The following is a 21,214-nucleotide window of genomic DNA, read 5'->3' as shown; positions in this document are numbered from 1 at the left end:
GGAACACATGCCCGTCCTGCTCGAAAGACCTGACCCTTCGCGATTGCTGGCCGTCCCCGGGGTCCGCATCGGTGTGGCCGAAGCCGGTATCCGAAAGGCCAATCGCAAGGATCTGACGGTGTTCCTCCTCGATGAAGGCACCACCGTCGGCGCCGTGTTCACACGCAATCGGTATGCCGCCGCCCCGGTGCAGGTCTGCCGTGACCACCTGGCCGCCGGGCAGGGGATTCGGGCCATGGTGATCAACACCGGCAACGCCAACGCCGGCACGGGTGAACCTGGCCTGATGGATGCCCGTCAGACGGCGTCTGCGGTGGCGCGCGCCCTGGGTGTTCCCCATGAGCAGGTGCTGCCGTTCTCCACCGGGGTGATCATGGAGCCGATGCCCATGGAGCGACTGCTGGCGGGCTTGCCTGCCGCGATGGCCGATGCGGCCACACCGGAGGGCGCCACCGGCGCCCAGTGGCTCAAGGCGGCTGAGGGCATCATGACCACCGATACGCTGCCCAAGGCGATGAGTTGCCAGGCCACGGTCGGTGGCAAGACCGTCACGGTCAGCGGCATCGCCAAGGGCGCCGGCATGATCCGGCCGAATATGGCCACGATGCTCGGATTCATGGCCACTGACGCGGCAATGTCGGCCTCGGTGATGAATGCACTGGCGCTGCGCCTGGCCGATGTGTCGTTCAACCGGGTGACGGTGGATGGCGACACGTCCACCAACGATTCCTTCGTGGTCATGGCCACTGGGCAGGCCGGCAACAACCCGGTGGACAACCTGGATTCGCCCGATGCGGCTGCGCTGCTTGCTGCGATGACTCAGGTTGCACAGTTCCTGGCGCACGCCATTGTCCGCGACGGCGAAGGCGCGACCAAGTTCATCACTGTCAGGGTTGAGGGTGGACGCACGTCGGACGAATGCCTGAAGGCCGCCTACGCGGTGGCGCATTCGCCCTTGGTGAAAACGGCGTTCTTTGCCAGCGATCCCAATCTGGGCCGGATTCTGGCCGCTGTGGGCTACGCCGGCATCGATGATCTCGATGTGGGCAAGATCGACCTGTATCTGGGGGACGTGCATGTGGTCCGTTCTGGCGGGCGCCATCCGGATTACAGGGAGGCGGACGGTCAGCGCGTGATGAAGGATGCCGAGATTCTGGTGCGCGTCGGGCTGGGGCGCGGCACGGCCGCTGAGACGGTCTGGACTTGCGACTTCAGTCACGACTACGTCACCATCAACGCCGACTACCGCTCCTGACCGATTGCCATGAACGAAAAGTTTGAGCATCTGCTCGATCGTGCGGAGCAGCTGATGGCTCGCATCGAATCGGTGCTGCCACAGCCGCTGGGTGCACCGGACTGGAGTGCATCGATTGCCTTTCGCTATCGCAAGCGCAGCAGCGGACATGGCGTGCTGGAGCCGGTTCGGCATGTGGCGCAGATGCGCCTGGCGGATTTGCAGGAGATCGACGGGCAGAAAGAGCGGATCGAGCGCAACACACGCCAGTTTGTCCATGGACTCCCTGCCAACAATGTGTTGCTGACCGGCGCCCGCGGTACCGGCAAATCATCGCTGGTCAAGGCCTGCCTCAATGAGTTCGCGCCACAGGGGCTGCGCCTGATCGAGGTGGACAAGGTGGATCTGGTGGACCTGCCGGACATTGTGGATGTGGTGTCGGGTCGGCCCGAGCGCTTCGTGGTGTTCTGCGACGATCTCAGCTTCGAGGACGGGGAAGCCGGCTACAAGGCGCTGAAGTCGATTCTGGACGGATCGGTGTCGGCGGCCGGACAGAATGTGCTGGTCTATGCCACCAGCAACCGCCGTCATCTCCTGCCTGAGTACATGAAGGAGAACCTCTCCTACACGCACACGACAGATGGCGAAGTCCATCCTGGCGAGGTGGTGGAGGAAAAGATTTCGCTGTCCGAGCGCTTCGGGTTGTGGGTGAGTTTCTATCCTTTCAGCCAGGATGAGTACCTGAGCATCGTCGTGCAATGGCTTGCGTCGTTTGGTGTGTCTGCAGCGGACGCCGAGGCGGCCAGGCCGCAGGCACTGGTGTGGGCGCTGGAGCGTGGCTCACGAAGCGGTCGCGTCGCCTATCAGTTTGCCAGGGACTATGCGGGTTCCCATGGCAAGGTAGCCTGAGGAGAGGCCTGCCCATGACAGACCCCGTTCTGGTGGTGGATGGCGGAGGGCAACAGGGTGCCACCGTGCGGCCATTGGTGGATGTGGCGGTCGGTGTCCTGATCGATTCGGCCGGACGATATCTGTTGACCACGAGACCGCCCGGAAAGGTTTATGAGGGCTACTGGGAGTTCCCGGGAGGCAAACTGGAGTCAGGGGAAGACGTCGAGCAGGCCCTGCGCCGCGAACTCCAGGAAGAGATCGGCGTGGTCATCGGCAAGGTACAACCCTGGCGAGCCTCGACCGTCGACTATCCCCACGCCTTGGTGCGCCTGCATTTCTGCAAGGTGTATGAGTGGGCAGGCTCGCTTCGCATGCATGAAGGCCAGACCTTTTCCTGGGAATCCCTGCCGGTGCGTTGCCATCCGGTCCTTCCCGGGACCGTGCCGGTCCTGGCTTGGCTGGCCGAAGAAGCGGCCGTGGCACCTCGTTGATCAGTCAGCGCGCCGCTGACCTTCAGCACTGCCCGTCAAAAGCAAATCCTCTGGCGATTCCTGGGGCAGGGCAAACCTCTCCGAGGCCCATGCACCCAGGTCGAGATGCTTGCAGCGATCACGGCAGAATGGTCGAAAGGGATTCGAAGGACCGTACACACTGGGTCCGCCGCAGGCAGGGCAGCGGACGGTTCTGACGTGTGCGGCGTCTTGGCCGTGATCATCCACTTTGGAACTCATGTCGCCCGATGCCTCAGGAGCACAGCGTCAACTCGAAGCTTCCGTCGGTTTGGATCGGGTGCAAGCGTTGATCGGCACCGAGCGACAGCAATCGCACAGACACGATCAGGCGGTTGCCGCTGATCTCCGGGATCCAGCCGGTGGACAAGTCCATCCGCAGTCGCAACAGTTGAAAAGTCCGACCCTGTGGGAGCGTCTGCTGGAACTGTCCTCCCGGGGCGACCACCTTCTGGGGTGATCCGGATTCACGCAACATCTTGAGCAACAGCACGATGGCATCTGCCAAAGGGGCTAGCGTGGCTGCCCAGGACTGCAGATCCGCCTGCCGTTCCTGCGAGGGGTGGTGCTGCCAGTCAAAGTAGGCGGGCAGATCGAACTCACAGGTCCCACCGGGGATGCCGATCCTGCTGCGGATACTCATCAGCCAGTCATTTTCGGTCAGGCTCTGCCCCGTCTTGCCGCTGAGTGCGTTCAGATTCGTGAAGCAGTCATCCAGTTGGGCGATGGCGGCGTCGAGCGCCTGTTCGGAAATGGCCGGATTGCCGCGATAAGCATTGAGCTGCTGCTTGTGCTTCTCCAGATCTTTCAGTACGTCGGATTTCATGTCGGCGCGGGAGGCCACGTCCATGATCTCGAAAATGGTCTGGATCGCGAAATGATGATCCAGCGCATGAGGGCGGTTCATCAACTCTGCCAACCGTCTGAAGAGTTGCTCCAGACGCAGGTAGGTTCGAATGCGTTCGTTGAAAGGGTATTCGTACAGGATCACAGCGAGCTTCGTGTCAGTGAGCTGGAATTGCATTGACGCATCTTTTGGCCATCATAGCCCGAACCGGACGGCCAGATCGTCAATGAGCGAGTGCAACTCCTGCAGATTGACGCCCTCGTTGAAAACCACGGCATCAGCAGCGGCCAGGCGCTGTTCACGGGAAGCCTGCTGACCAATCACCGCCTCGATGCTGTCGCGGCTCCAGCCGCTGCGCTCCTGGACGCGCCGCACCTGGGTTTCCGGTTGACAGTCCACCACCCAGACCCAGTCCACCTTGTGCAGCCAGTGCCCGGATTCGACCAGCAACGGAACATCAAACACCACCGGGCGCAGACCTGCCTGGGCAGCCATGGCCATGGTCTGTTGGCTGACGATGGGATGGATGATGCTCTCTAGCTTGAGCTTTGCCGAAGAGTCCTGGAACACCCGCGCGCGCATGCGCTGACGGTCCATGGAACCATCGGCCGCCACATATTCGGAACCAAAGGCCTCCAGGATGCTGGGGATGGCCGCTCCCAGTGGTGCGGTGGCTGCCTTGGCAATGGCGTCGGCATCAACTACCCAAGCGCCCCGGGCCTCAAGATGTCTTGCCACGGTGCTCTTGCCAGAGCCAATGCCGCCGGTCAGGCCCACACGGATGCTCATGTGCGCCGTTGGGTTCAAAGGCCGATGGCCGCCAGAATGCTGTCTGCGCCGGAGATCATGGCCGTCAACCCCGCCAACGCGAGGAATGGACCGAAGGGCACATAGCCTCCTTCCCGCAACTGGCTGAACAGCTTGATGCCGATACCTGTAATCGCGCCGATCACAGATGCCATCAGAATCAGTGGAATGAGAGCGCTCCAGCCGAACCAGGCACCCAACGCCGCGAAGAGCTTGAAGTCACCATAGCCCATGCCCTCTTTGCCCGTGGCCAGCTTGAAGGCCCAGTAGACCAGCCAGAGCGAAAGGTATCCCCCTACCGCGCCCCACAGCGAATCTTTCAACGGAACCGACAGGATCCCCATGGCAGAGAGCACCAACCCGGCCCAGAGCAGCGGCAGCGTGATGTCATCGGGAAGCAGCGTCGTGTCCCAGTCGATACCGGTCAATGCGACCAGTGCAGCGGAAAATCCGGCCCAGGCCAGCGCCTCCCAACTCAGACCCCAACGCCAGCCGCACCAGGCAAAGAGCAGGGCAGTGCACAGTTCGACCATCGGATATCGCAGGCTGATGGAGGCCGCACACGACGAGCACTGACCACGGAGAAAGGCGTAGCTGATGAGGGGGATGTTTTCGTACCAGCGAATCTGGTGACCGCAATGTGGGCACGCCGACCTTGGCACCATCAGGTTGTAGGTACCCGCTTCTGCAGGCGGGCTGGTGGCGCCTGGTGCCATGTCGGCATGCAAAGCGGCACACTCTTCGCTCCAGCGGCGCTCCAGCATCCGCGGAAGGCGGTGGATCACCACATTCAGAAAACTACCGACGAGTGCACCGAGTACAGCCAGAATCGCGGCTTCCGCCCACGCCACCGACATCAGACGACCTGACCGAGCTTGAAGATGGGCAGGTACATCGACACGACAATGCCACCGATGATGGAGCCCAGAATGACGATGATGATCGGCTCCATCAAACTGGACAGGCCTGCGACCATGTCATCGACTTCCTGCTCGTAGAAGTCGGCGGCTTTGCCCAGCATATGGTCGATCGAACCCGACTCTTCACCGATCGCGCACATCTGCAGGACCATGGAAGGGAAGATGTTGGCGTTGGTCATGGCATTGGTCAGGCTGGTACCCGTCGAGACCTCCTGTTGGATCTTGTCGGTGGCCATCGCATACACCGAATTGCCCGAAGCGCCGCCCACCGAGTCCAGAGCCTCGACGAGTGGAACCCCGGCGGCAAACATGGTCGAGAGTGTTCGGGTCCACCGGGCAACCACCGACTTCTCCACCAAGGCACCGAAGATGGGCATCTTGAGCAGCACCCGGTCCATGAACATCTGCACCTTCTCGTTGCGTTTCCAGGCCTGCATGAAGAAGTAGCCGCCGCCGCCCAGGCCGCCGAAGATCAGCCACCAGTACTCCACAAAGAACTCGCTCATCGCAATCACGAACAGCGTGGGCGCGGGAAGGTCAGCCCCGAAGTTGGAGAACACCTCTTTGAACGCCGGAATCACGAAGATCATGATCACCGCCACCACCACGAAGGCAACGACGATCACCGAGATCGGATACATGAGCGCCGATTTGATCTTGGACTTGATCGCTTCGGTCTTCTCCATGTAGGTGGCCAGCCGGTCCAACAACTCTTCCAGAATACCCGCGGCTTCGCCGGCTTCGACCAGGTTGCAGTACAGGCTGTCGAAGTACAGGGGGTGCTTGCGGAACGCGGAACTGAGCGATGTGCCGGTCTCGACATCGGTCCGGATGTCATTGAGCAGTTTGGTGACACTGGGGTTGGGGTTGCCACGACCGACGATGTCAAAGGCCTGCAGCAGAGGCACACCGGCCTTCATCATGGTGGCCAACTGGCGGGTGAAGATGGCAATATCTTTGGGCTTGATCCGCTTGCCCGAACGCATGCGGCGCTTCTTGACCTTGCTGGGCACGACACCCTGCCGCCGCAGGGCCGCCAGCACCTGGTTTTCTCCGATCGCCCGGGTTTCTCCTCGCACGGTTCGGCCGTTGCGATCCTTGCCCTCCCACTCAAAGACGAAGTCCTTGACGCTCTTCGATGCTGCCGTTGCCATTCGAAACCCCTGTCAGATGTTGCTTGTATGTCAGTCGTTGGTCACGCTCAGGACCTCTTCCAGCGAGGTCAGCCCTTGGCGCACCTTGAGAAGGCCGGACTCCCGGAGCGTGCGGACGCCTTCCTTGCTCGCTTGTTGGGCAATGTCCAGCGCACTGCCTCCGCGCAGAATGATGCGCTGGATCTCTTCCGAGATGGGCATGACCTGATAGATGCCGACCCGTCCCTTGTAGCCGTTGTTGCACGCGGAGCAGCCGACCGGGCGGTAGGGTGTCCAGGTGCCATCAAGCTCCTCGGCCTTGAATCCTGCTTCCAGCAGTGCCTTGCGGGGGGCATCCAGCGGCTCCCTGCAGGTTGGACACAACCTTCGGGCCAGGCGTTGGGCGGTGATGAGAATCACGCTCGATGCTATGTTGAACGTGGGAATGCCCATGTTCATCATCCGTGTCAGCGTGGTGGGTGCATCGTTGGTGTGCAGTGTCGACAGCACCAGGTGCCCCGTCTGGGCTGCCTTGATCGAAATGTCGGCCGTCTCCAGATCGCGGATCTCACCGACCATGATGACGTCCGGGTCCTGGCGCAGGAATGCCTTGAGGGCGGCGGCAAAGGTCAGCCCCGCCTTCTCATTGACGTTAACCTGGTTGACGCCGGGCAGGTTGATTTCCGAGGGGTCCTCGGCGGTCGAAATGTTGATCCCCGGCTTGTTCAGCAGGTTCAGGCAGGTGTACAGCGACACGGTCTTGCCGGAGCCCGTCGGGCCGGTGACCAGCACCATGCCGTAGGGTCGCGAAATGGCATCCAGCAGCCGTGCCTTCTCTTCCGGCTCGTAACCCAGGGCATCGATCCCGAGCCGTGCGCTGCTCGGATCCAGAATACGGATCACGATCTTTTCGCCGAACAGGGTGGGCAGGGAGCTCACGCGGAAGTCGATCACCCGGTCGGGTCCCACCTTCAGCTTCATCCGGCCGTCCTGGGGTATCCGCTTCTCGGAGATGTCCATCCGGGAAATCACCTTGATGCGGGAGGCGAGCTTGTCCTTGATCGCTACCGGTGGCGAGGCGATCTCGCGCAACTCGCCGTCGATGCGGAAACGCACGCGGTAGTTGTGTTCGTATGGCTCGAAATGCAGGTCGGATGCGCGCATGTTAAACGCATCGATCAGCATCTTGTGCAGGAACTTGACCACCGGGGCGTCGTCCACCTCCGAGGTCATCGCCTTGTCCGCGGTTTCCGTGGCGGCCGACTCCTCGGCCAGATCATCGAACTCGTAGTCGTTGCCGATGATGTTGTCCATCGCCTCGTTGGCCGAGGCGTTCTGGCTTTCGACGAGCTTGCCGAGCTTGTCGTATTCGGCAATGACCCAGTCCACGCCCATCTGGGTGGCGAACTTGATCTTTTCCGCCGCCTGCTGGTCCGATGGGTCGGCTGTCGCGACCATCAGGCGGTTGTTGCGCTTGCTCAGCACGATGATGCGGTAGTCGACGCAGATCTTGGCGTCGAGCAGACCTTGAGGCAGTCTTCCGGTGTCGATCGCGTCCAGATCCAGCAGCGGGGCGGCGAACGCCGTGGACATGGTGTGCGCGAGATCCGAGGCGGAGACCGCGCCCGAACCCATCAGCTCGACAATGAAGCTGGTTCGTGATGTCTGCGCCTTCTTGTAGATGTCTTCGGCCGCCCGTTGCCCCAGCTTGCCAGCACCCACCAAGGCACGTCCCAGCCCGGGAAGTGCCATGGACGTGATTTCCTGTGGTGCGCTGTCCATCAATGCCATAAACCCGTAATCTATCGTAAATCAACAACTTGCCAGTTGATTTTGACGCAGATTGTGTTGATTTCCCGACTTCGGGCTTGCATCCGTTGTGCAGACGAGTCGACGAAGGTGTCGTTGAAAAGACACCTTGTGACCAAATGTAATTCAGAAATCTGGTCGGGGTGAGAGGATTCGAACCTCCGGCCTCTACGTCCCGAACGTAGCGCTCTACCAGGCTAAGCTACACCCCGAAGGATCCCGCTGGGATCTGTGTGGACGACCTGCTGGTCTTCCGCTGCTCACGATGTCGAGATAATGCGCGAAACAGCCCGCAAGTATAGCACTGGAAAGGTGCTCATTTGCGGCGTTGCAGCGGCTATGTTGCCAAGATGCTGTCCACCTTGTCCAAAAGCTTCGCTGGCCCCGTTGTCTTGGGAAGGTAGGCATCGCAGCCAGCCAGCACGCCTGCCTGCACGTCTTCGGGCTGAATCCGCCCGCTGATCAGGATGACCTTACTGCGTTCCTTCAGGAGCGGGTGGCTCTTGACCCGCCGACAGACTTCGTATCCATCAATGCCGGGCATCATGACATCCAGCAGAATCAGGTCCGGCTGGAGCTCTTGTGCGAGCGCCCACCCCGACTCACCGTCTGCGGCTTCGAACAATTCGGTGTCTTCGCGCAACTGGAGGCTGATCCGCAACAGTTTGCGGATGTCAGCCTGGTCGTCGACGATCAGTATCTTGGCGCTCATGGTGGCTATCGGTGTCGAGGTGGCATCAGATGCGCCGCGTTCTGGTGGTCAGGAGCGCCGGTCCTGCAATGCCGCGGCCAGTTGCACCATGGCGCTGCGGAACGGGTTGTCCGGCAGTTGCCGGGCGGCTTCGATGGCCCTGTTGGCTTCGGCCATGGCACTGGCCCTGGCCACATCCAGGGCCCCGGTGGCGCGCACGATCTTCAAAATGTCATCCAGATGTTCAACGTCGCCATTCTCGATGGCGTGAACGATCATGGTTTTTTCGGCCACTGATGCTCGCTGCAGCGCGCAGATGATGGGCAGCGTGACCTTGCCTTCACGCAGATCGTCCCCCAGGTTCTTGCCAAGTTCGTTGGCGTCACCCTCATAGTCCAGCACGTCGTCGATCACCTGGAAAGCAGTACCCAGGGCCTGGCCGTAAGTCGCGCAGGCCTCCTCGGTGACGGAACTGCAGCCGTGAAGAATGGCGGCCAGGCGGGCGCTGGCCTCGAAAAGCTTGGCGGTCTTGGACCGGATGACGCGCAAGTAGGCGGCCTCATCCAGACTGGCATCGTGCATGTTCATCAGTTGCAGGACTTCCCCTTCGGCGATCACGTTGGTCGCGTCCGAGAGCACCTGCATGATGCGCATGTTGTTCACATCCACCATCATCTGGAAAGCTCGGGAGTAAAGGAAATCGCCGACCAGCACGCTGGCGGCGTTGCCAAAGCGCTCGTTGGCGGTCTCCCGTCCACGCCTCAACGTGGATTCGTCGACGACATCGTCGTGCAGCAGGGTGGCCGTGTGGATGAACTCGACCACCGCAGCGAGGGTGTGTCGATGGGGATGAGGGCTGCCCAGCGCGCCGCTGACCAGCAGCAGCAGCGCCGGACGCAGGCGCTTGCCGCCAGCAGAAATGATGTACTGTGCGACTTCCTTGACCAGAGGAACGTCGGAGGTGAGCCGGTCATTGATCACCCGGTCGACCTCCAGCATGTCCGGTCGGACCAGATCCAGGGGGTGCGGGGTCGAAGGCGTGGCGGTGGACAAAATGGCTCGCAGGTTGGTCAAAGGTTGCCGGATTATAAAAAGGCGCTCCATCTTCCTCGGTGGGCGCAGGTGCGGCGAAGACCGGCACTCCTTTGCAAGAGAAGGCTTGCTTGTGTTTTGCAGGGCATGCTAAAATTCGCGGTTCGGTGGATATTGTTCGCCGAGTTCCGTCGCAATAGGGCGGCGGGTTTCTTCTAGAGGTTCATATGTACGCGGTCATAAAAACCGGTGGCAAGCAGTATCGCGTGGCTGCCGGCGAAAAAATCAAAGTAGAACAGATTGCTGCGGATGTGGGCCAGGAGATCGTCATCGACCAGGTTCTGGCTGTCGGCAACGGCGCTGAACTGAAGGTGGGTACGCCCCTGGTGTCCGGCGCAACTGTCAAAGCCACCGTGGTGGCTCATGGTCGTCACGACAAGGTCCGCATCTTCAAGATGCGCCGTCGCAAGCACTACCAGAAGCGCCAGGGTCATCGTCAGAATTTCACCGAGCTGCAGATCGCCTCGATCTCTGCCTGAGGAGTAGTTTGAAATGGCACAGAAAAAAGGCGGCGGCTCTACGCGAAACGGGCGCGATTCCAAGCCCAAGATGCTCGGTGTGAAGGCCTTCGGTGGTGAACTGGTGTCTGCCGGTTCCATCATCGTGCGTCAGCGCGGCACCAAGTTCCACCCCGGCACGAACGTCGGCGTGGGCAAGGACCACACCCTGTTTGCCACCGTGGACGGCCACGTGACCTTTGCAGTCAAAGGCGCGCTGAACCGTCAGGTCGTGAGCATCACACCCGTGTGATGATGTTGGCGCGGACTGCAGGGTTCGCGCCGATCGCGACAGGATGGCAGCATCCTAGTGGAAAGGCCCGCCCAATGCGGGCCTTTTCTGTTGGTGATTTCCGGGGAAACAGTCATGAAGTTTGTGGACGAGGCCACGATCGATGTCGCTGGAGGCGACGGCGGCAACGGCTGCGCGTCGTTCCGTCATGAGAAGTACAAGGAGTTCGGCGGACCTGATGGCGGTGACGGTGGACGCGGGGGACACGTTCTGGCTGTCGCCGACGCGAGCCTGAACACGCTGGTTGACTTCCGCTACACCCGTCGCTTCGAGGCGCAGCGGGGCGAGCATGGCAAGGGCTCCGACATGTTCGGGGTCAAGGGCGATGACATTGTGTTGCGCCTGCCGGTGGGCACCATTGTCTCTGACGCAGAGACTGGCGCGGTGCTGTTTGAACTGTTGCAGCCGGGCGAGCAGGTCACGCTGGCCAAGGGTGGCGACGGTGGTTTCGGCAACATGCACTACAAGAGCTCGACCAACCGGGCCCCGCGTCAGAAGACGCCGGGATGGCCCGGTGAGCGCCGGACCTTGAGGCTGGAGCTCAAAGTGTTGGCCGATGTGGGCCTGCTGGGCATGCCCAACGCAGGCAAGTCGACGCTGATTGCCGCGATTTCGAACGCCCGCCCGAAGATTGCGGACTACCCGTTCACCACATTGCACCCCAACCTGGGGGTGGTCCGGGTGGGGCCCGAAAAGAGCTTCGTCGTCGCCGATGTACCGGGCCTGATCGAAGGCGCCTCGGAGGGCGCCGGTCTTGGCCACCAGTTTCTCCGGCATTTGCAGCGCACGCGGCTGCTGCTGCATCTTGTGGACGTGGCGCCATTTGACGACAGCGTGGATCCGGTGCAGCAGGCCAAGGCCATTGTGGCCGAGCTCAAGAAGTACGACCCGGCACTCCATGCCAAGCCACGCTGGCTGGTGCTCAACAAGCTGGACATGGTCCCGGCCGAGGAGCGTGAATCGCGGGTCAAGGACATCGTCAAGCGTCTGCGCTACAAAGGGCCGGTGTTCGAGATCTCTGCGTTGACCCGTGAGGGATGCGAGTTTCTGGTCCAGAAGGTGTACGAGCACATCGCACGCGAACACCGTACCGAGCAGCCTCCGGTCGATGTCGATCCGCGCTTTGCGGGCGGACACTGACGCGCCGCTTGCCCCCTTGTTCTGGATGAATGCCCATGAGCGAACTCGTTGATGACCTGGTGACGGACGCCGAAGCGGCCCGTTCACTGCCCTCGGTGGTTGGTGCTGCGCGCCGGATTGTGGTGAAGGTGGGGTCCAGTCTGGTCACCAATGAGGGGAGGGGACTGGACGAGCAGGCGATCGGTCACTGGAGTCAGCAACTGGCTGCGCTGGTAAAGCAAGGGCGTGAACTGATCATGGTCAGCAGCGGTGCGGTGGCCGAAGGCATGAAGCGCCTGGGTTGGCGCACGAGGCCCAAGGAAATCCACGAGTTGCAGGCCGCTGCGGCGGTTGGTCAGATGGGTCTGGTCCAGATGTATGAGACCAAGCTGCGCGAATGCGGCGTGGGCAGCGCGCAGGTGTTGCTGACCCATGCGGACCTGGCGGATCGCGAGCGGTACCTCAATGCCCGATCGACGCTGCTCACGCTATTGCAGCTGGGTGTGGTGCCTGTGATCAACGAAAACGACACGGTGGTCAACGACGAGATCAAGTTCGGTGACAACGACACCCTGGGGGCGCTGGTGGCGAACTTGGTGGACGCTGATGTCTTGATCATCCTGACGGACCAGAAGGGGCTGTTCACTGCCGATCCGCGCAAGCAGCCGGACGCCCGGTTCGTGCACGCCGCACGTGCGGGCGATCCGCAACTGGAGACCATGGCGGGCGGTGCGGGGTCTGGCATCGGCAAGGGCGGCATGATCACCAAGATCCTGGCGGCCAAGCGGGCCGCGGGGTCGGGAGCATCCACGGTCATCGCCTGGGGTCGCGAGCCACAGGTGCTGCAGCGGTTGTGCGATGGTGAGGCCATTGGCACCTGCCTGGTGGCGCAGACGGCCAAACAGCAGGCGCGCAAGCAGTGGATGGCGGATCACCTCCAGCTGCGGGGCTCGGTGGTGGTTGACGACGGCGCGGTGGACAAAATTGTGGGCGAAGGCAAGAGCCTTTTGCCGATTGGCATGACCGAGGTGTCCGGCGAGTTCTCCCGCGGGGACGTGATCGCGATCCGGGACCTGCGTGGTCAGGAAGTCGCCCGGGGGCTGGCCAACTACGCGAGTTCGGAAGCGCGGCTGATTTGCCGCCGCTCATCGCAGGACTTCGAGCGGCTGCTGGGATATGCCGCCGAGCCCGAGATGATCCATCGAGACAACCTGGTGCTCATCCGCGGCTGACCCCGCCTGGACTCAGCCCTGACGGATTGGCGTCTGCGGGTTCTCGTCCGTATAGCCACAGGACTGCGGATCCGGATCGAAACTGGCGCCAGGCGGCAGTTCGATGTGGCACCCAGCCGCGGTCTTGACCGGGATGGCGTCGACGCTTCGGTGGCGGTTGTGTCCCCGCAGGAAGCGATTGCGGTTGTCACTTCGAGGCAGGTAGCGGGCGAGTTCGGTCAGGGCCATCTCGTAGACGCCGCGTTTGAACTCCACCACCACATCCAGCGGCACCCAGTAGTCGTTCCATCGCCAGGCATCGAACTCCGGGTGGCTGGTCGCACGCAGGTTGAGATGCCAGTCCTGGGCCACCAGACGCAACAGGTACCAGATCTGCTTCTGACCTTTGTAGTGACCCCTCGCATCGCGGCGGATGAAGCGGTCGGGCACTTCGTAGCGCAACCAGTCTCGCGTGCGGGCCACGATGGTCACGTGCTCGGGTTTGAGTCCGATCTCCTCGTGGAGCTCCCGGTACATGGCCTGCTCGGGTGTCTCTCCCCGGTCGATGCCACCTTGCGGAAACTGCCAGGAGTGGGAACGGATGCGTTTGCCCCAGAACACCTGGTTTCTCTGGTTGAGCAGAATGATGCCGACATTCGGCCTGAAGCCTTCTCTGTCAAGCATAATCTTCCCCAAATTTTTGAACTGTCTGGATTATGCATCGCGCGTGCCGGATTGCGTAAAAATTGGGCGCCTCTGGTGGGCGTCACCGGGTAAACACCAGTGTTGGCGCTGTCTGTTTTGCGGGGCCAATCAGCCTTCGAATCCCTGTTTCAACCTATCGCTGCCTTCTGGCGGATTGCCTGTTCATGAAAGCCTCCCAGTTCCTGATCACCACCCTCAAGGAAGCTCCTGCCGACGCCGAGGTGGTGAGCCATCAGTTGATGACCCGCGCCGGCATGATCCGCAAGCTCGGTGCCGGCATCTACAACTACATGCCCATGGGCCTTCGCGTGATCCAGAAGGTGGAAGCCATCGTGCGCGAGGAAATGAATCGCGCCGGCGCGGTGGAATTGACGATGCCGGTGGTGCAGCCGGCCGAGCTGTGGCAGGAGACGGGACGCTTCGAAAAGATGGGGCCGGAGTTGCTGCGTATCCAGGACCGGCACGATCGGGATTTCGTGATCCAGCCCACCAGCGAGGAAGTGGTTACTGACATCGCACGCCAGGAACTGCGAAGCTACAAACAGCTACCCAAAAACCTGTACCAGATCCAGACCAAGTTCCGCGACGAGCGTCGTCCGCGCTTTGGCCTGATGCGTGGCCGTGAGTTCATCATGAAGGACGCCTATTCCTTTGACCGCGACGAGGCCGGCGCCAAGGCCAGTTACCAGGTGATGGCTGCTGCTTACCGCCGGATCTTTGACCGGTTCGGCCTGCGCTACCGGGCGGTGGCGGCCGACAGCGGCGCCATTGGAGGCGACCTGAGCGAGGAGTTCCAGGTGATCGCCGCCACGGGCGAAGACGCGATCGTCTACTGCCCCCAGAGCGACTACGCGGCCAACATGGAGAAGGCCGAGGCGTTGCCGCCCGCCGGTCCGCGTCCGGCTGCAGTCAGGCCGATGGCAAAGACGCCAACACCGGGCAAGAGCACTTGCGCCGATGTGGCCCAGTTGCTCGGCGTGCCGCTGGCCACCACGGTCAAGTCGCTGGTGCTGGCCACCGACGAGATCAACGAGCGCGACGAAATTGTCAAGACCGTGGTCTGGTTGCTGTTGCTGCGTGGCGATCACGACATGAACGAAGTCAAGGTGAGCAAGGTGCCTGGGCTGGACCTCGGCTTCCGCTTCGCCACGGTCACTGAAATCGAAGAGCATTTCGGCTGCAAACCGGGTTACCTGGGGCCGCTGGGGATGAAGAAGCCTGTGCAGGTGATCGCCGACCGCGAGGTGGCCGTGATGGCCGACTGGATCTGCGGTGCCAACGAGGTGGACTTCCACATGACGGGTGTGAACTGGGGCCGCGACTTGCCTGAACCGGACTTCGTGGCCGACATCCGCAACGTGGTCGAGGGCGATCCTTCACCCGACGGCAAGGGCACGTTGGTCATCGAACGCGGCATTGAGGTGGGCCACGTGTTCTACCTGGGCACCAAGTACAGCAAGGCCATGAACGCGACCTTCCTGGACACCGACGGCAAGCCCAAGCACTTTGAGATGGGCTGCTACGGCATTGGCATCACGCGCCTGCCAGCGGCCGCCATCGAACAGAACCACGACGAGCGAGGCATCATCTGGCCGGATGCGATTGCTCCCTTCACCGTGGTGGTGTGTCCGGTGGGGGCTGACCGCAGCGAGGCGGTCAAGGCCGCCGCCGATGAGGTCTATCAGGGCCTGCTGGCCGCCGGCGTGGATGTGATCCTGGATGACCGGGGTGAGCGTCCGGGTGCCATGTTTGCGGATTGGGAACTGATTGGCGTGCCTCATCGGGTGACCATCGGCGACCGCGGTCTGAAGGAGGGCATGGTCGAGTACCAGCACCGTCGCGATGCGGAACCCACCAAGCTCCCGTTGGTGGAGGTCGTGGCACATGTCCGGGGACGCCTGGCGGCCTGAGCGTGCGGTGGAAACTGTGACCGATCCGGGTCGACGCGGATTGCTGTTGGGGGTATTGGCAGGTTCCACCCTCGGGGGCTGGTCGCTGCCTGTTCTGGCGGGTGGGCAACTGGAAGAGCCGCTGGCCGATTCGGTGCGTACGGCCCTGAGTGCGGCGATAGCCAACAGTGCCCCCCCTGTCCCCGAGTTCACGGAGACCGACAAGCGTCTGGCGTACCTTCGCTGGCTGGCCGCCATGAGTGACCGCCTGCACCGGCGCAAGCCGGACTTTCAGACGCGGATCGAATTCCTGCAGACGGTCTGGTATGAGACCCGGCGTGCCGGGTTGGACACCACGCTGGTGCTCGGGCTGATTCAGGTGGAAAGTGCGTTCCGCAAGTTCGCCATTTCCCGGGTCGGGGCTCGGGGGTACATGCAAATCATGCCTTTCTGGTCACGCCTGATCGGTGACGGCGACGTGGGCCGCCTGTTTCACATGCAGACCAACATCCGTTTCGGTTGCGTGATCCTGCGCCACTACCTGGACCGGGAGCGTGGGGACACGTTCATGGCCCTGGGTCGCTACAACGGCAGCCGCGGGCGCAGTGAATATCCGAACGCGGTCTATGCCGCCGCACGGAACTGGGCCCACCCGGATGCCTGAACTTCATTCAGTCGGGGTCATTGCATGAAGCCGATGCGGCTGCGGCCAGACGGGGTCCTGGGCAGATCGTCCGCTTCCAGCGCAAAACGGTTGTCCAGCCGGGCATTGCCGAAGGCGGTCATCAGTGCTCGGCGCATCTCTCTGGGCGCCAGATTCGCAAGCTGATCCAGCACGTCCGCCCTCGGTTCGGGCTCAAATCGCGCACCCCAATCGTGTTCCCGGCGAATGGCCTGGTAGAGATTGCCTGCGATTCGTCGCGCGGCCTCCGGTGACGGTGGCTGGATCTCGAACACATTCATCCGGTTCAGGATGGGTTCAGGGATGGCGCGCTCGTCGTTGGCCGTCGTGATCCAGATCACCTGGCTGGCATCTATCGGGACCTCTGCAAACTCGTCGACAAAATTCTGGGCCGTGTCGTGTTCCAGCAGGCTGTAGAGGGATCCCAGCGGATCGTACTGGGCATCGGCGCTGGCCTTGTCGATCTCGTCCACCACGATGACCGGGTTGGCGTACTCTCCGTCGACCAGCGTCTGAAACACCTTGCCCGGTTTGGCGCCTTTCCATTGGGATGAGGAACCCGAGAGCAGCCAGCCGGCGGTCATGCTGCTCATGGGGACCAGGCTCATGCCGGTACCCAGCAAATCGGCGATCTGGCGGGCAAAGTGCGTCTTGCCGACGCCCGGTGGCCCCAGCAGGAGCATGGGGGTCACCTGCAGGCTGTCGTGACTGTCCTGGCTCAGGGCCACGTGCCGCCGGACGTCGTCCAGCGGATCGGTGAAGTTGGGCAGCCGCTCGTACAGCGGCGCCATGTCGGGGATGCCAGATGGCTTGACGGCGAAGCGCTGGGGTCCACGATCCAGCATCCGCTGCCAGGTGTTGCGCAGCGGCTCCTGATCGCGATCAGCGCCGTTGTTCTGCAGTTGGGCCAGCTTGCGCTCGACATCGCTGGCGTCAAACACGCGGCGCATGCGGGCAATCGGCAGGCCCATCGAAGAGGAGGGAACGAGGCTGCATGAAGACATGAGACATCTCCCGTATGGAGTCATCGACAGCTTCATTCAAGCACAAGAGGTGCCTGGCCTCAAGACTGGAAAAACCGGGTTCCGGACCTCCTGTTGCGCGGATCCCCACAGGCATGAAAAACCGCCCGAAGGTGGCTTGTGGACGAGGTGTGCTGGTGATCAGGCCTGCCCGGCAATCACCTGCTGCAGCTCACCGGATTCGTACATCTCCATCATGATGTCCGACCCGCCGATGAACTCGCCGCGCACATAGAGTTGCGGAATGGTGGGCCAATTGCTGTAGTCCTTGATCCCCTGGCGGATGCCGTCATCCTCCAGCACATTCACGGTCTTGAGGCTCTTGGGATCGACACCGCAGGCCTTGAGGATCTGCACGGCGCGGCCGGAAAAGCCGCACATGGGAAAACTGGCGTTGCCCTTCATGAAGAGCACAATGTCGTGGGATTTGACCAACTGGTCGATCTGGCTCTGAACGTCGCTCATGGCTGAAATCCTGAAGGCTTGGAGGGGTGAATCAGCACCGGGACAAAGCCCAGTGGAATACTCGATTATCGCCGCTCAAGCCATTGGCCGCCGGTGCAGCGCTCGATGCCCGCGAGGTCGGTGTGGCTGGTGACCTGGGAAAACCCGGCGTGGCTCAGCAGGCTGCGCACCTCAGCCGACTGGTCATGGCCGTGTTCGAACAGCAGCCAGCCACCGTTTCTGAGGTGATCGGGTGCCTGCTTCACAATGGTGCGGATGTCCGACAGCCCGTCTGGACCGCTGCCCAGCGCGGATGAGGGCTCATGACGGAGAGCGTCGAGGTGCTGATCACCTTCAGCGATGTAGGGCGGATTGCTGACGATGATGTCGAACCGTTCACCGGGTACCGCGCCCAGCCAAGGACCCTGGCAGAAGCGAACCGCCAGTGCCAGGCGGCGTGCGTTCGATTCAGCGACAGCCAACGCATCCGCGCTGGCGTCGGTCGCGGTCACCTGCAGTCCAGGCACCTTCTGGCTGGCCAGGGCCAGGGCAATCGCGCCGCTGCCGGTGCCCAGATCGATGACATGCAGGGGTGCCTTTGCAGCTCTGATCAGTTCCAGCGTCCAGTCCACCAGGGTCTCGGTGTCGGGGCGCGGAATCAGCACCCGAGGATCGACCTGCAGATCCAGTCCGTAAAACTCCTTGTGACCCACCAGATAGGCCACCGGTTCGCCTGCCTGCCAACGCTCGCAGAGATCACGCCACCGGATCGCCGTTTGGGGAGGAACGGCATCCTGGTTGTGGGCCCACAGCCAGGCCCTGTCGTGTGGATCACGCTCCAGGGCAGTCAGCAACAGGATCTGCGCGTCCAGCCTGGGCATACCGCGGGCCTGAGCTTCGACCAGCAACTGGCCCACAGACAGGTTTTCATTCATGTCGTGTGCCTTTGCTCCAGCTCTGCCAGCAGTTCGGCACCCCGTGCCACTTGCAGGGCATGGATGACGTCGCCCAGATCGCCTTCCATGACCTGAAGCAGCTTGTAGAGGGTGAGGTTGATGCGGTGGTCGGTGAGGCGTCCCTGAGGGAAGTTATAGGTGCGGATCCGGTCGCTGCGGTCGCCGCTACCGATCAGGCCTTTGCGGGTGGCGGCCTCCTTGGCGGCGCGTTCGCTGCGGTCTTTTTCCTGCAGCCGTGCGGCCAACACCTGCAGTGCCTTGGCCTTGTTGCTGTGCTGGCTGCGGCCATCCTGGCATTCGGCGGTGATGCCTGTGGGCAGGTGGGTCACCCGCACGGCCGAGTCGGTCTTGTTGATGTGCTGACCGCCGGCACCACTGGCACGGAAGGTGTCGATGCGCAGGTCGGCCGGGTTGAGCTGGATGGCTTCGGCCTCATCGGGTTCGGGCATCACGGCCACGGTGGCCGCGCTGGTGTGAATGCGGCCTTGCGTCTCGGTGGCGGGCACCCGCTGCACGCGGTGGCCACCGGATTCAAAGCGCAACTGGCCATATACCTGTGCTTCCGGTCCACGGCCGGCCACCCGCAGCACCACCTCCTTGTAGCCGCCGAGCTCGCTGGGCGATTCGCTGACGATCTCGGTGGTCCAGCCCTGGCTGTCGGCATAGCGGGTGTACATGCGTGCCAGGTCACCCGCAAACAGCGCCGACTCGTCGCCGCCCGTGCCCGCGCGGATCTCGACATAGGCCGGTCGGGCGTCGTCGGGGTCCTTGGGCAGCAGCAATTGCTGCAGTTCACCATCGAGTCGTTCGAGGTCTGCCTTCGCCGAGTCGATCTCTTCCTGCGCCATCTCGGCCATGTCAGGATCGTCCAGCATCTCGTGGGCGGACGCCAGATCGGCTTCTCGCTGCAGATACCGGCTGAAGGCTTCAACGATCACCGAGGCATCGGCATGTTCCCGGCTCAGGCTTCGAAACCGGTCCAGATCGTTTACCACGTCGGGCGCGGACAGCAGGGCGTCGAGTTCGTGGAGGCGCGCCTTTTGGCGCAGCAGGGTGTCGCGGACGAAGGGTTTCATGGCTAGGCGAAATGGTGCGACGGCGACGGTCGGATGCGCACGGGGCCGGCGGGCCGTGCTGGGCGCGAGAGGCGCCAGTGGAGGTCGCTAGGACTTTTCGCGCAGGAACAGACGCGAGACCGTCTGTGCTGTGGCCGCACGGGTCTCGGCATCACCCGCGTGCAATTCGGCCAGGGTGCCGTGCAGCATCTTCTGCGTCAGCCCCTTGGACAAAGCTTCCAGAACAGCCTCGACAGGTTCGCCGCGGGCCAGCAGCTTTTTGGCCCGAGCCAGCTCAGCGGCTCGCCAGGCGTCTGCCTGGGCGTTGATCTGCTGGATCAGGGGTACCACGCCCTTGGCCGGATCGCGCTGCTCCAGCCAGTGCATGAAGCTGAGCACACCGGCATCGATGATGGCTTCGGCTTGCGCCACGGCGGCCTGCCGGTTGTCCCTGCCGGTCTGCACCACAGAGGCCAGATCGTCCACCGTGTAAAGAAACACGTCATCCAGACCCTTGACCTCGATCTCGATGTCCCGGGGCACCGCCAGGTCCACCATGAACATGGGGCGGTGCTTGCGACGCTTGAGCGCCCGTTCGACCGCCCCCAGTCCGATGATGGGCAGGGTGCTGGCCGTGCAGCTGACCACGGCGTCGAACTCGTGCAAGCGATCGGGAATGTCGGCCAGTCGCATGACCTGGGCGCCGAAGCGGCTGGCCAGGTTTTCACCGCGTTCCAGCGTGCGGTTGGCGATGGCCATGGCCTTGGGGGTCTTGGCCGCAAAATGCGTGGCCGCCAGTTCGATCATTTCGCCGGCGCCGACAAACAGCACCTTGATGTCCTTGAGGTCTTCAAAGAGCTGGCCAGCCAGCCGCACGGCTGCCGCTGTCATGCTGATGGAGTGGGCGCCGATTTCGGTGGAGGTGCGTACCTGCTTGGCCACCGCAAACGACCGCTGGAACAACTGGTGCAGGGTGGTGCCCAATGCTCCTGCTTCGTCGGCTGCACGCACCGCGTCCTTCATCTGGCCCAGGATCTGGGCTTCACCGAGCACCATGCTGTCCAAGCCGCTGGCCACGCGGAACGCATGCCGTGCGGCCTGGTCCTCACGAAGGATGTACGCGTGGTCGCGCAGGACATGGGGACTGACCCCGCCCATACTGGCCAGCCAGTCCAGGGTCGGCTCGACGGCCGACTGGTCACCGGCGCCATACAGCTCTGTGCGGTTGCAGGTGGACAGCAGCGTCGCTTCGGGTTGGCGGGCAAGACTCTGGCGATAGCCGTGCAGCGTGGGCTGGATCTGGTCGAGCGCAAACGCAAACCGCCCGCGCAAATCGAGCGGAGCGGTGTGGTGATTGATGCCGAGCGCCCAGACAGACATTGACGGATTATAAAATTCCCTTGCCCCGA

Annotated in this window: 23 protein-coding genes and 1 tRNA gene; 9 read left to right on the top strand and 15 right to left on the bottom strand. The window is 62.5% G+C overall.

The genetic code is table 11. The features are described 5' to 3' along the window. The first annotated feature begins 7 nt into the window (after window positions 1–7). Genes argJ through ACFQNJ_RS09190 form a run of 3 tightly spaced genes read left to right on the top strand, consistent with a single transcriptional unit; the run spans window position 8 to window position 2,616 of the window. Entirely contained in the window at window positions 8–1,255 is a 1,248-nt protein-coding gene (gene argJ / locus ACFQNJ_RS09200) for a bifunctional glutamate N-acetyltransferase/amino-acid acetyltransferase ArgJ (protein WP_382256350.1), read from the top strand. A 9-nt stretch (window positions 1,256–1,264) separates the two neighbouring features. Continuing rightward, window positions 1,265–2,143: an ATP-binding protein gene (locus tag ACFQNJ_RS09195; protein WP_382256347.1), complete on the top strand. Its 879-nt coding sequence runs from the start codon at window positions 1,265–1,267 to the stop codon at window positions 2,141–2,143. 14 nt (window positions 2,144–2,157) lie between these two features. Next, a complete protein-coding gene (locus ACFQNJ_RS09190) occupies window positions 2,158–2,616 on the top strand; it encodes an NUDIX domain-containing protein (RefSeq protein WP_382256344.1) in 459 nt (152 codons plus the stop codon). Here ACFQNJ_RS09190 and ACFQNJ_RS09185 read toward each other — a convergent pair whose 3' ends face one another. The 9 genes from ACFQNJ_RS09185 to ACFQNJ_RS09145 form a co-directional block, all read right to left on the bottom strand. Beyond that, window positions 2,617–2,856 (bottom strand): DNA gyrase inhibitor YacG, encoded by a 240-nt coding sequence (locus ACFQNJ_RS09185; protein WP_382256341.1) that lies wholly within the window; start codon window positions 2,854–2,856, stop codon window positions 2,617–2,619. A gap of 13 nt (window positions 2,857–2,869) precedes the next feature. Next, window positions 2,870–3,625: a cell division protein ZapD gene (zapD, locus tag ACFQNJ_RS09180; RefSeq protein WP_382256663.1), complete on the bottom strand. Its 756-nt coding sequence runs from the start codon at window positions 3,623–3,625 to the stop codon at window positions 2,870–2,872. 51 nt (window positions 3,626–3,676) lie between these two features. Beyond that, a complete protein-coding gene (gene coaE, locus ACFQNJ_RS09175) occupies window positions 3,677–4,270 on the bottom strand; it encodes a dephospho-CoA kinase (RefSeq protein ID WP_382256338.1) in 594 nt (197 codons plus the stop codon). A gap of 14 nt (window positions 4,271–4,284) precedes the next feature. Further along, entirely contained in the window at window positions 4,285–5,145 is an 861-nt protein-coding gene (locus ACFQNJ_RS09170) for a prepilin peptidase (RefSeq protein WP_382256335.1), read from the bottom strand. After that, entirely contained in the window at window positions 5,145–6,362 is a 1,218-nt protein-coding gene (locus ACFQNJ_RS09165) for a type II secretion system F family protein (RefSeq protein WP_382256332.1), read from the bottom strand. Before ACFQNJ_RS09165 ends, ACFQNJ_RS09170 begins: the two co-directional genes overlap by 1 nt. A 30-nt stretch (window positions 6,363–6,392) precedes the next feature. Then, on the bottom strand, window positions 6,393–8,132 hold the full coding sequence (pilB, locus tag ACFQNJ_RS09160) for a type IV-A pilus assembly ATPase PilB (protein WP_382256330.1): 1,740 nt from the start codon (window positions 8,130–8,132) through the stop codon (window positions 6,393–6,395). Between the two features lie 153 nt (window positions 8,133–8,285). After that, window positions 8,286–8,362: transfer RNA gene (locus ACFQNJ_RS09155), tRNA-Pro, on the bottom strand. A gap of 125 nt (window positions 8,363–8,487) precedes the next feature. Further along, window positions 8,488–8,862 carry a response regulator transcription factor gene (locus tag ACFQNJ_RS09150; protein WP_382256327.1) on the bottom strand — a complete coding sequence of 125 codons (375 nt, stop codon included), beginning with the start codon at window positions 8,860–8,862 and terminating at the stop codon, window positions 8,488–8,490. Window positions 8,863–8,910: 48 nt separating this feature from the next. Beyond that, on the bottom strand, window positions 8,911–9,840 hold the full coding sequence (locus ACFQNJ_RS09145; RefSeq protein WP_374642567.1) for a polyprenyl synthetase family protein: 930 nt from the start codon (window positions 9,838–9,840) through the stop codon (window positions 8,911–8,913). A gap of 260 nt (window positions 9,841–10,100) precedes the next feature. On the opposite strand from ACFQNJ_RS09145, the gene rplU reads away from it, so the two are divergent. The 4 genes from rplU (at window position 10,101) to proB (ending at window position 13,073) form a co-directional block, all read left to right on the top strand. After that, window positions 10,101–10,412 carry a 50S ribosomal protein L21 gene (gene rplU / locus ACFQNJ_RS09140; RefSeq protein ID WP_374642511.1) on the top strand — a complete coding sequence of 104 codons (312 nt, stop codon included), beginning with the start codon at window positions 10,101–10,103 and terminating at the stop codon, window positions 10,410–10,412. Window positions 10,413–10,425: 13 nt separating this feature from the next. Continuing rightward, window positions 10,426–10,683 carry a 50S ribosomal protein L27 gene (gene rpmA, locus ACFQNJ_RS09135; RefSeq protein ID WP_324344496.1) on the top strand — a complete coding sequence of 86 codons (258 nt, stop codon included), beginning with the start codon at window positions 10,426–10,428 and terminating at the stop codon, window positions 10,681–10,683. Between the two features lie 114 nt (window positions 10,684–10,797). Then, entirely contained in the window at window positions 10,798–11,862 is a 1,065-nt protein-coding gene (gene cgtA, locus ACFQNJ_RS09130) for an Obg family GTPase CgtA (protein ID WP_382256324.1), read from the top strand. 35 nt (window positions 11,863–11,897) lie between these two features. After that, the gene (proB, locus tag ACFQNJ_RS09125) at window positions 11,898–13,073 is read left to right on the top strand and encodes a glutamate 5-kinase (protein WP_382256321.1); all 1,176 of its coding nucleotides are present in this window, start codon (window positions 11,898–11,900) and stop codon (window positions 13,071–13,073) included. A gap of 12 nt (window positions 13,074–13,085) precedes the next feature. On the opposite strand, the gene ACFQNJ_RS09120 is transcribed toward proB, so the two are convergent. Further along, window positions 13,086–13,736, bottom strand: a complete 651-nt coding sequence (locus tag ACFQNJ_RS09120; protein WP_382256318.1) for an RNA pyrophosphohydrolase — start codon at window positions 13,734–13,736, stop codon at window positions 13,086–13,088. 185 nt (window positions 13,737–13,921) lie between these two features. Between ACFQNJ_RS09120 and ACFQNJ_RS09115 the strand changes: the two genes are divergently transcribed. Beyond that, complete coding sequence (locus tag ACFQNJ_RS09115) at window positions 13,922–15,667, top strand: proline--tRNA ligase (RefSeq protein WP_382256316.1); 1,746 nt, start codon at window positions 13,922–13,924, stop codon at window positions 15,665–15,667. Beyond that, entirely contained in the window at window positions 15,642–16,310 is a 669-nt protein-coding gene (locus ACFQNJ_RS09110; protein WP_382256313.1) for a lytic transglycosylase domain-containing protein, read from the top strand. The genes ACFQNJ_RS09115 and ACFQNJ_RS09110 overlap by 26 nt, the downstream gene beginning before the upstream one ends. Before the next feature lie 17 nt (window positions 16,311–16,327). Here ACFQNJ_RS09110 and ACFQNJ_RS09105 read toward each other — a convergent pair whose 3' ends face one another. The 5 genes from ACFQNJ_RS09105 to hemA form a co-directional block, all read right to left on the bottom strand. Further along, window positions 16,328–17,332: an AAA family ATPase gene (locus tag ACFQNJ_RS09105; RefSeq protein ID WP_382256310.1), complete on the bottom strand. Its 1,005-nt coding sequence runs from the start codon at window positions 17,330–17,332 to the stop codon at window positions 16,328–16,330. A gap of 159 nt (window positions 17,333–17,491) precedes the next feature. Continuing rightward, a complete protein-coding gene (grxD, locus tag ACFQNJ_RS09100) occupies window positions 17,492–17,815 on the bottom strand; it encodes a Grx4 family monothiol glutaredoxin (protein ID WP_374642524.1) in 324 nt (107 codons plus the stop codon). Between the two features lie 65 nt (window positions 17,816–17,880). Beyond that, the gene (gene prmC / locus ACFQNJ_RS09095; RefSeq protein ID WP_382256306.1) at window positions 17,881–18,729 is read right to left on the bottom strand and encodes a peptide chain release factor N(5)-glutamine methyltransferase; all 849 of its coding nucleotides are present in this window, start codon (window positions 18,727–18,729) and stop codon (window positions 17,881–17,883) included. Further along, window positions 18,726–19,826, bottom strand: a complete 1,101-nt coding sequence (prfA, locus tag ACFQNJ_RS09090; RefSeq protein WP_382256303.1) for a peptide chain release factor 1 — start codon at window positions 19,824–19,826, stop codon at window positions 18,726–18,728. The genes prmC and prfA overlap by 4 nt, the downstream gene beginning before the upstream one ends. Window positions 19,827–19,913: 87 nt before the next feature. Beyond that, window positions 19,914–21,185, bottom strand: coding sequence for a glutamyl-tRNA reductase (gene hemA / locus ACFQNJ_RS09085; protein WP_382256301.1), 1,272 nt, complete (start codon window positions 21,183–21,185; stop codon window positions 19,914–19,916). Window positions 21,186–21,214 lie beyond the last annotated feature (29 nt).

It is taken from the genome of Hydrogenophaga bisanensis (assembly GCF_042665135.1).
Lineage (GTDB): Bacteria > Pseudomonadota > Gammaproteobacteria > Burkholderiales > Burkholderiaceae_C > Hydrogenophaga > Hydrogenophaga bisanensis.
The sequence above is the reverse complement of the archived record's forward strand: the minus strand, read 5'-3'. Positions and strand labels throughout refer to the sequence as shown.

Coding starts and splice junctions, on each gene's coding strand:
- argJ (WP_382256350.1), top strand. CDS start 8: ATGCCCGTCCTGCTCGAAAGACCTGACCCTTCGCGATTGCTGGCCGTC.
- ACFQNJ_RS09195 (WP_382256347.1), top strand. CDS start 1,265: ATGAACGAAAAGTTTGAGCATCTGCTCGATCGTGCGGAGCAGCTGATG.
- ACFQNJ_RS09190 (WP_382256344.1), top strand. CDS start 2,158: ATGACAGACCCCGTTCTGGTGGTGGATGGCGGAGGGCAACAGGGTGCC.
- ACFQNJ_RS09185 (WP_382256341.1), bottom strand. CDS start 2,856: ATGAGTTCCAAAGTGGATGATCACGGCCAAGACGCCGCACACGTCAGA.
- coaE (WP_382256338.1), bottom strand. CDS start 4,270: ATGAGCATCCGTGTGGGCCTGACCGGCGGCATTGGCTCTGGCAAGAGC.
- ACFQNJ_RS09170 (WP_382256335.1), bottom strand. CDS start 5,145: ATGTCGGTGGCGTGGGCGGAAGCCGCGATTCTGGCTGTACTCGGTGCA.
- ACFQNJ_RS09165 (WP_382256332.1), bottom strand. CDS start 6,362: ATGGCAACGGCAGCATCGAAGAGCGTCAAGGACTTCGTCTTTGAGTGG.
- pilB (WP_382256330.1), bottom strand. CDS start 8,132: ATGGCATTGATGGACAGCGCACCACAGGAAATCACGTCCATGGCACTT.
- ACFQNJ_RS09150 (WP_382256327.1), bottom strand. CDS start 8,862: ATGAGCGCCAAGATACTGATCGTCGACGACCAGGCTGACATCCGCAAA.
- ACFQNJ_RS09145 (WP_374642567.1), bottom strand. CDS start 9,840: ATGCTGGAGGTCGACCGGGTGATCAATGACCGGCTCACCTCCGACGTT.
- rplU (WP_374642511.1), top strand. CDS start 10,101: ATGTACGCGGTCATAAAAACCGGTGGCAAGCAGTATCGCGTGGCTGCC.
- rpmA (WP_324344496.1), top strand. CDS start 10,426: ATGGCACAGAAAAAAGGCGGCGGCTCTACGCGAAACGGGCGCGATTCC.
- cgtA (WP_382256324.1), top strand. CDS start 10,798: ATGAAGTTTGTGGACGAGGCCACGATCGATGTCGCTGGAGGCGACGGC.
- proB (WP_382256321.1), top strand. CDS start 11,898: ATGAGCGAACTCGTTGATGACCTGGTGACGGACGCCGAAGCGGCCCGT.
- ACFQNJ_RS09120 (WP_382256318.1), bottom strand. CDS start 13,736: ATGCTTGACAGAGAAGGCTTCAGGCCGAATGTCGGCATCATTCTGCTC.
- ACFQNJ_RS09115 (WP_382256316.1), top strand. CDS start 13,922: ATGAAAGCCTCCCAGTTCCTGATCACCACCCTCAAGGAAGCTCCTGCC.
- ACFQNJ_RS09110 (WP_382256313.1), top strand. CDS start 15,642: ATGTCCGGGGACGCCTGGCGGCCTGAGCGTGCGGTGGAAACTGTGACC.
- ACFQNJ_RS09105 (WP_382256310.1), bottom strand. CDS start 17,332: ATGTCTTCATGCAGCCTCGTTCCCTCCTCTTCGATGGGCCTGCCGATT.
- grxD (WP_374642524.1), bottom strand. CDS start 17,815: ATGAGCGACGTTCAGAGCCAGATCGACCAGTTGGTCAAATCCCACGAC.
- prmC (WP_382256306.1), bottom strand. CDS start 18,729: ATGAATGAAAACCTGTCTGTGGGCCAGTTGCTGGTCGAAGCTCAGGCC.
- prfA (WP_382256303.1), bottom strand. CDS start 19,826: ATGAAACCCTTCGTCCGCGACACCCTGCTGCGCCAAAAGGCGCGCCTC.
- hemA (WP_382256301.1), bottom strand. CDS start 21,185: ATGTCTGTCTGGGCGCTCGGCATCAATCACCACACCGCTCCGCTCGAT.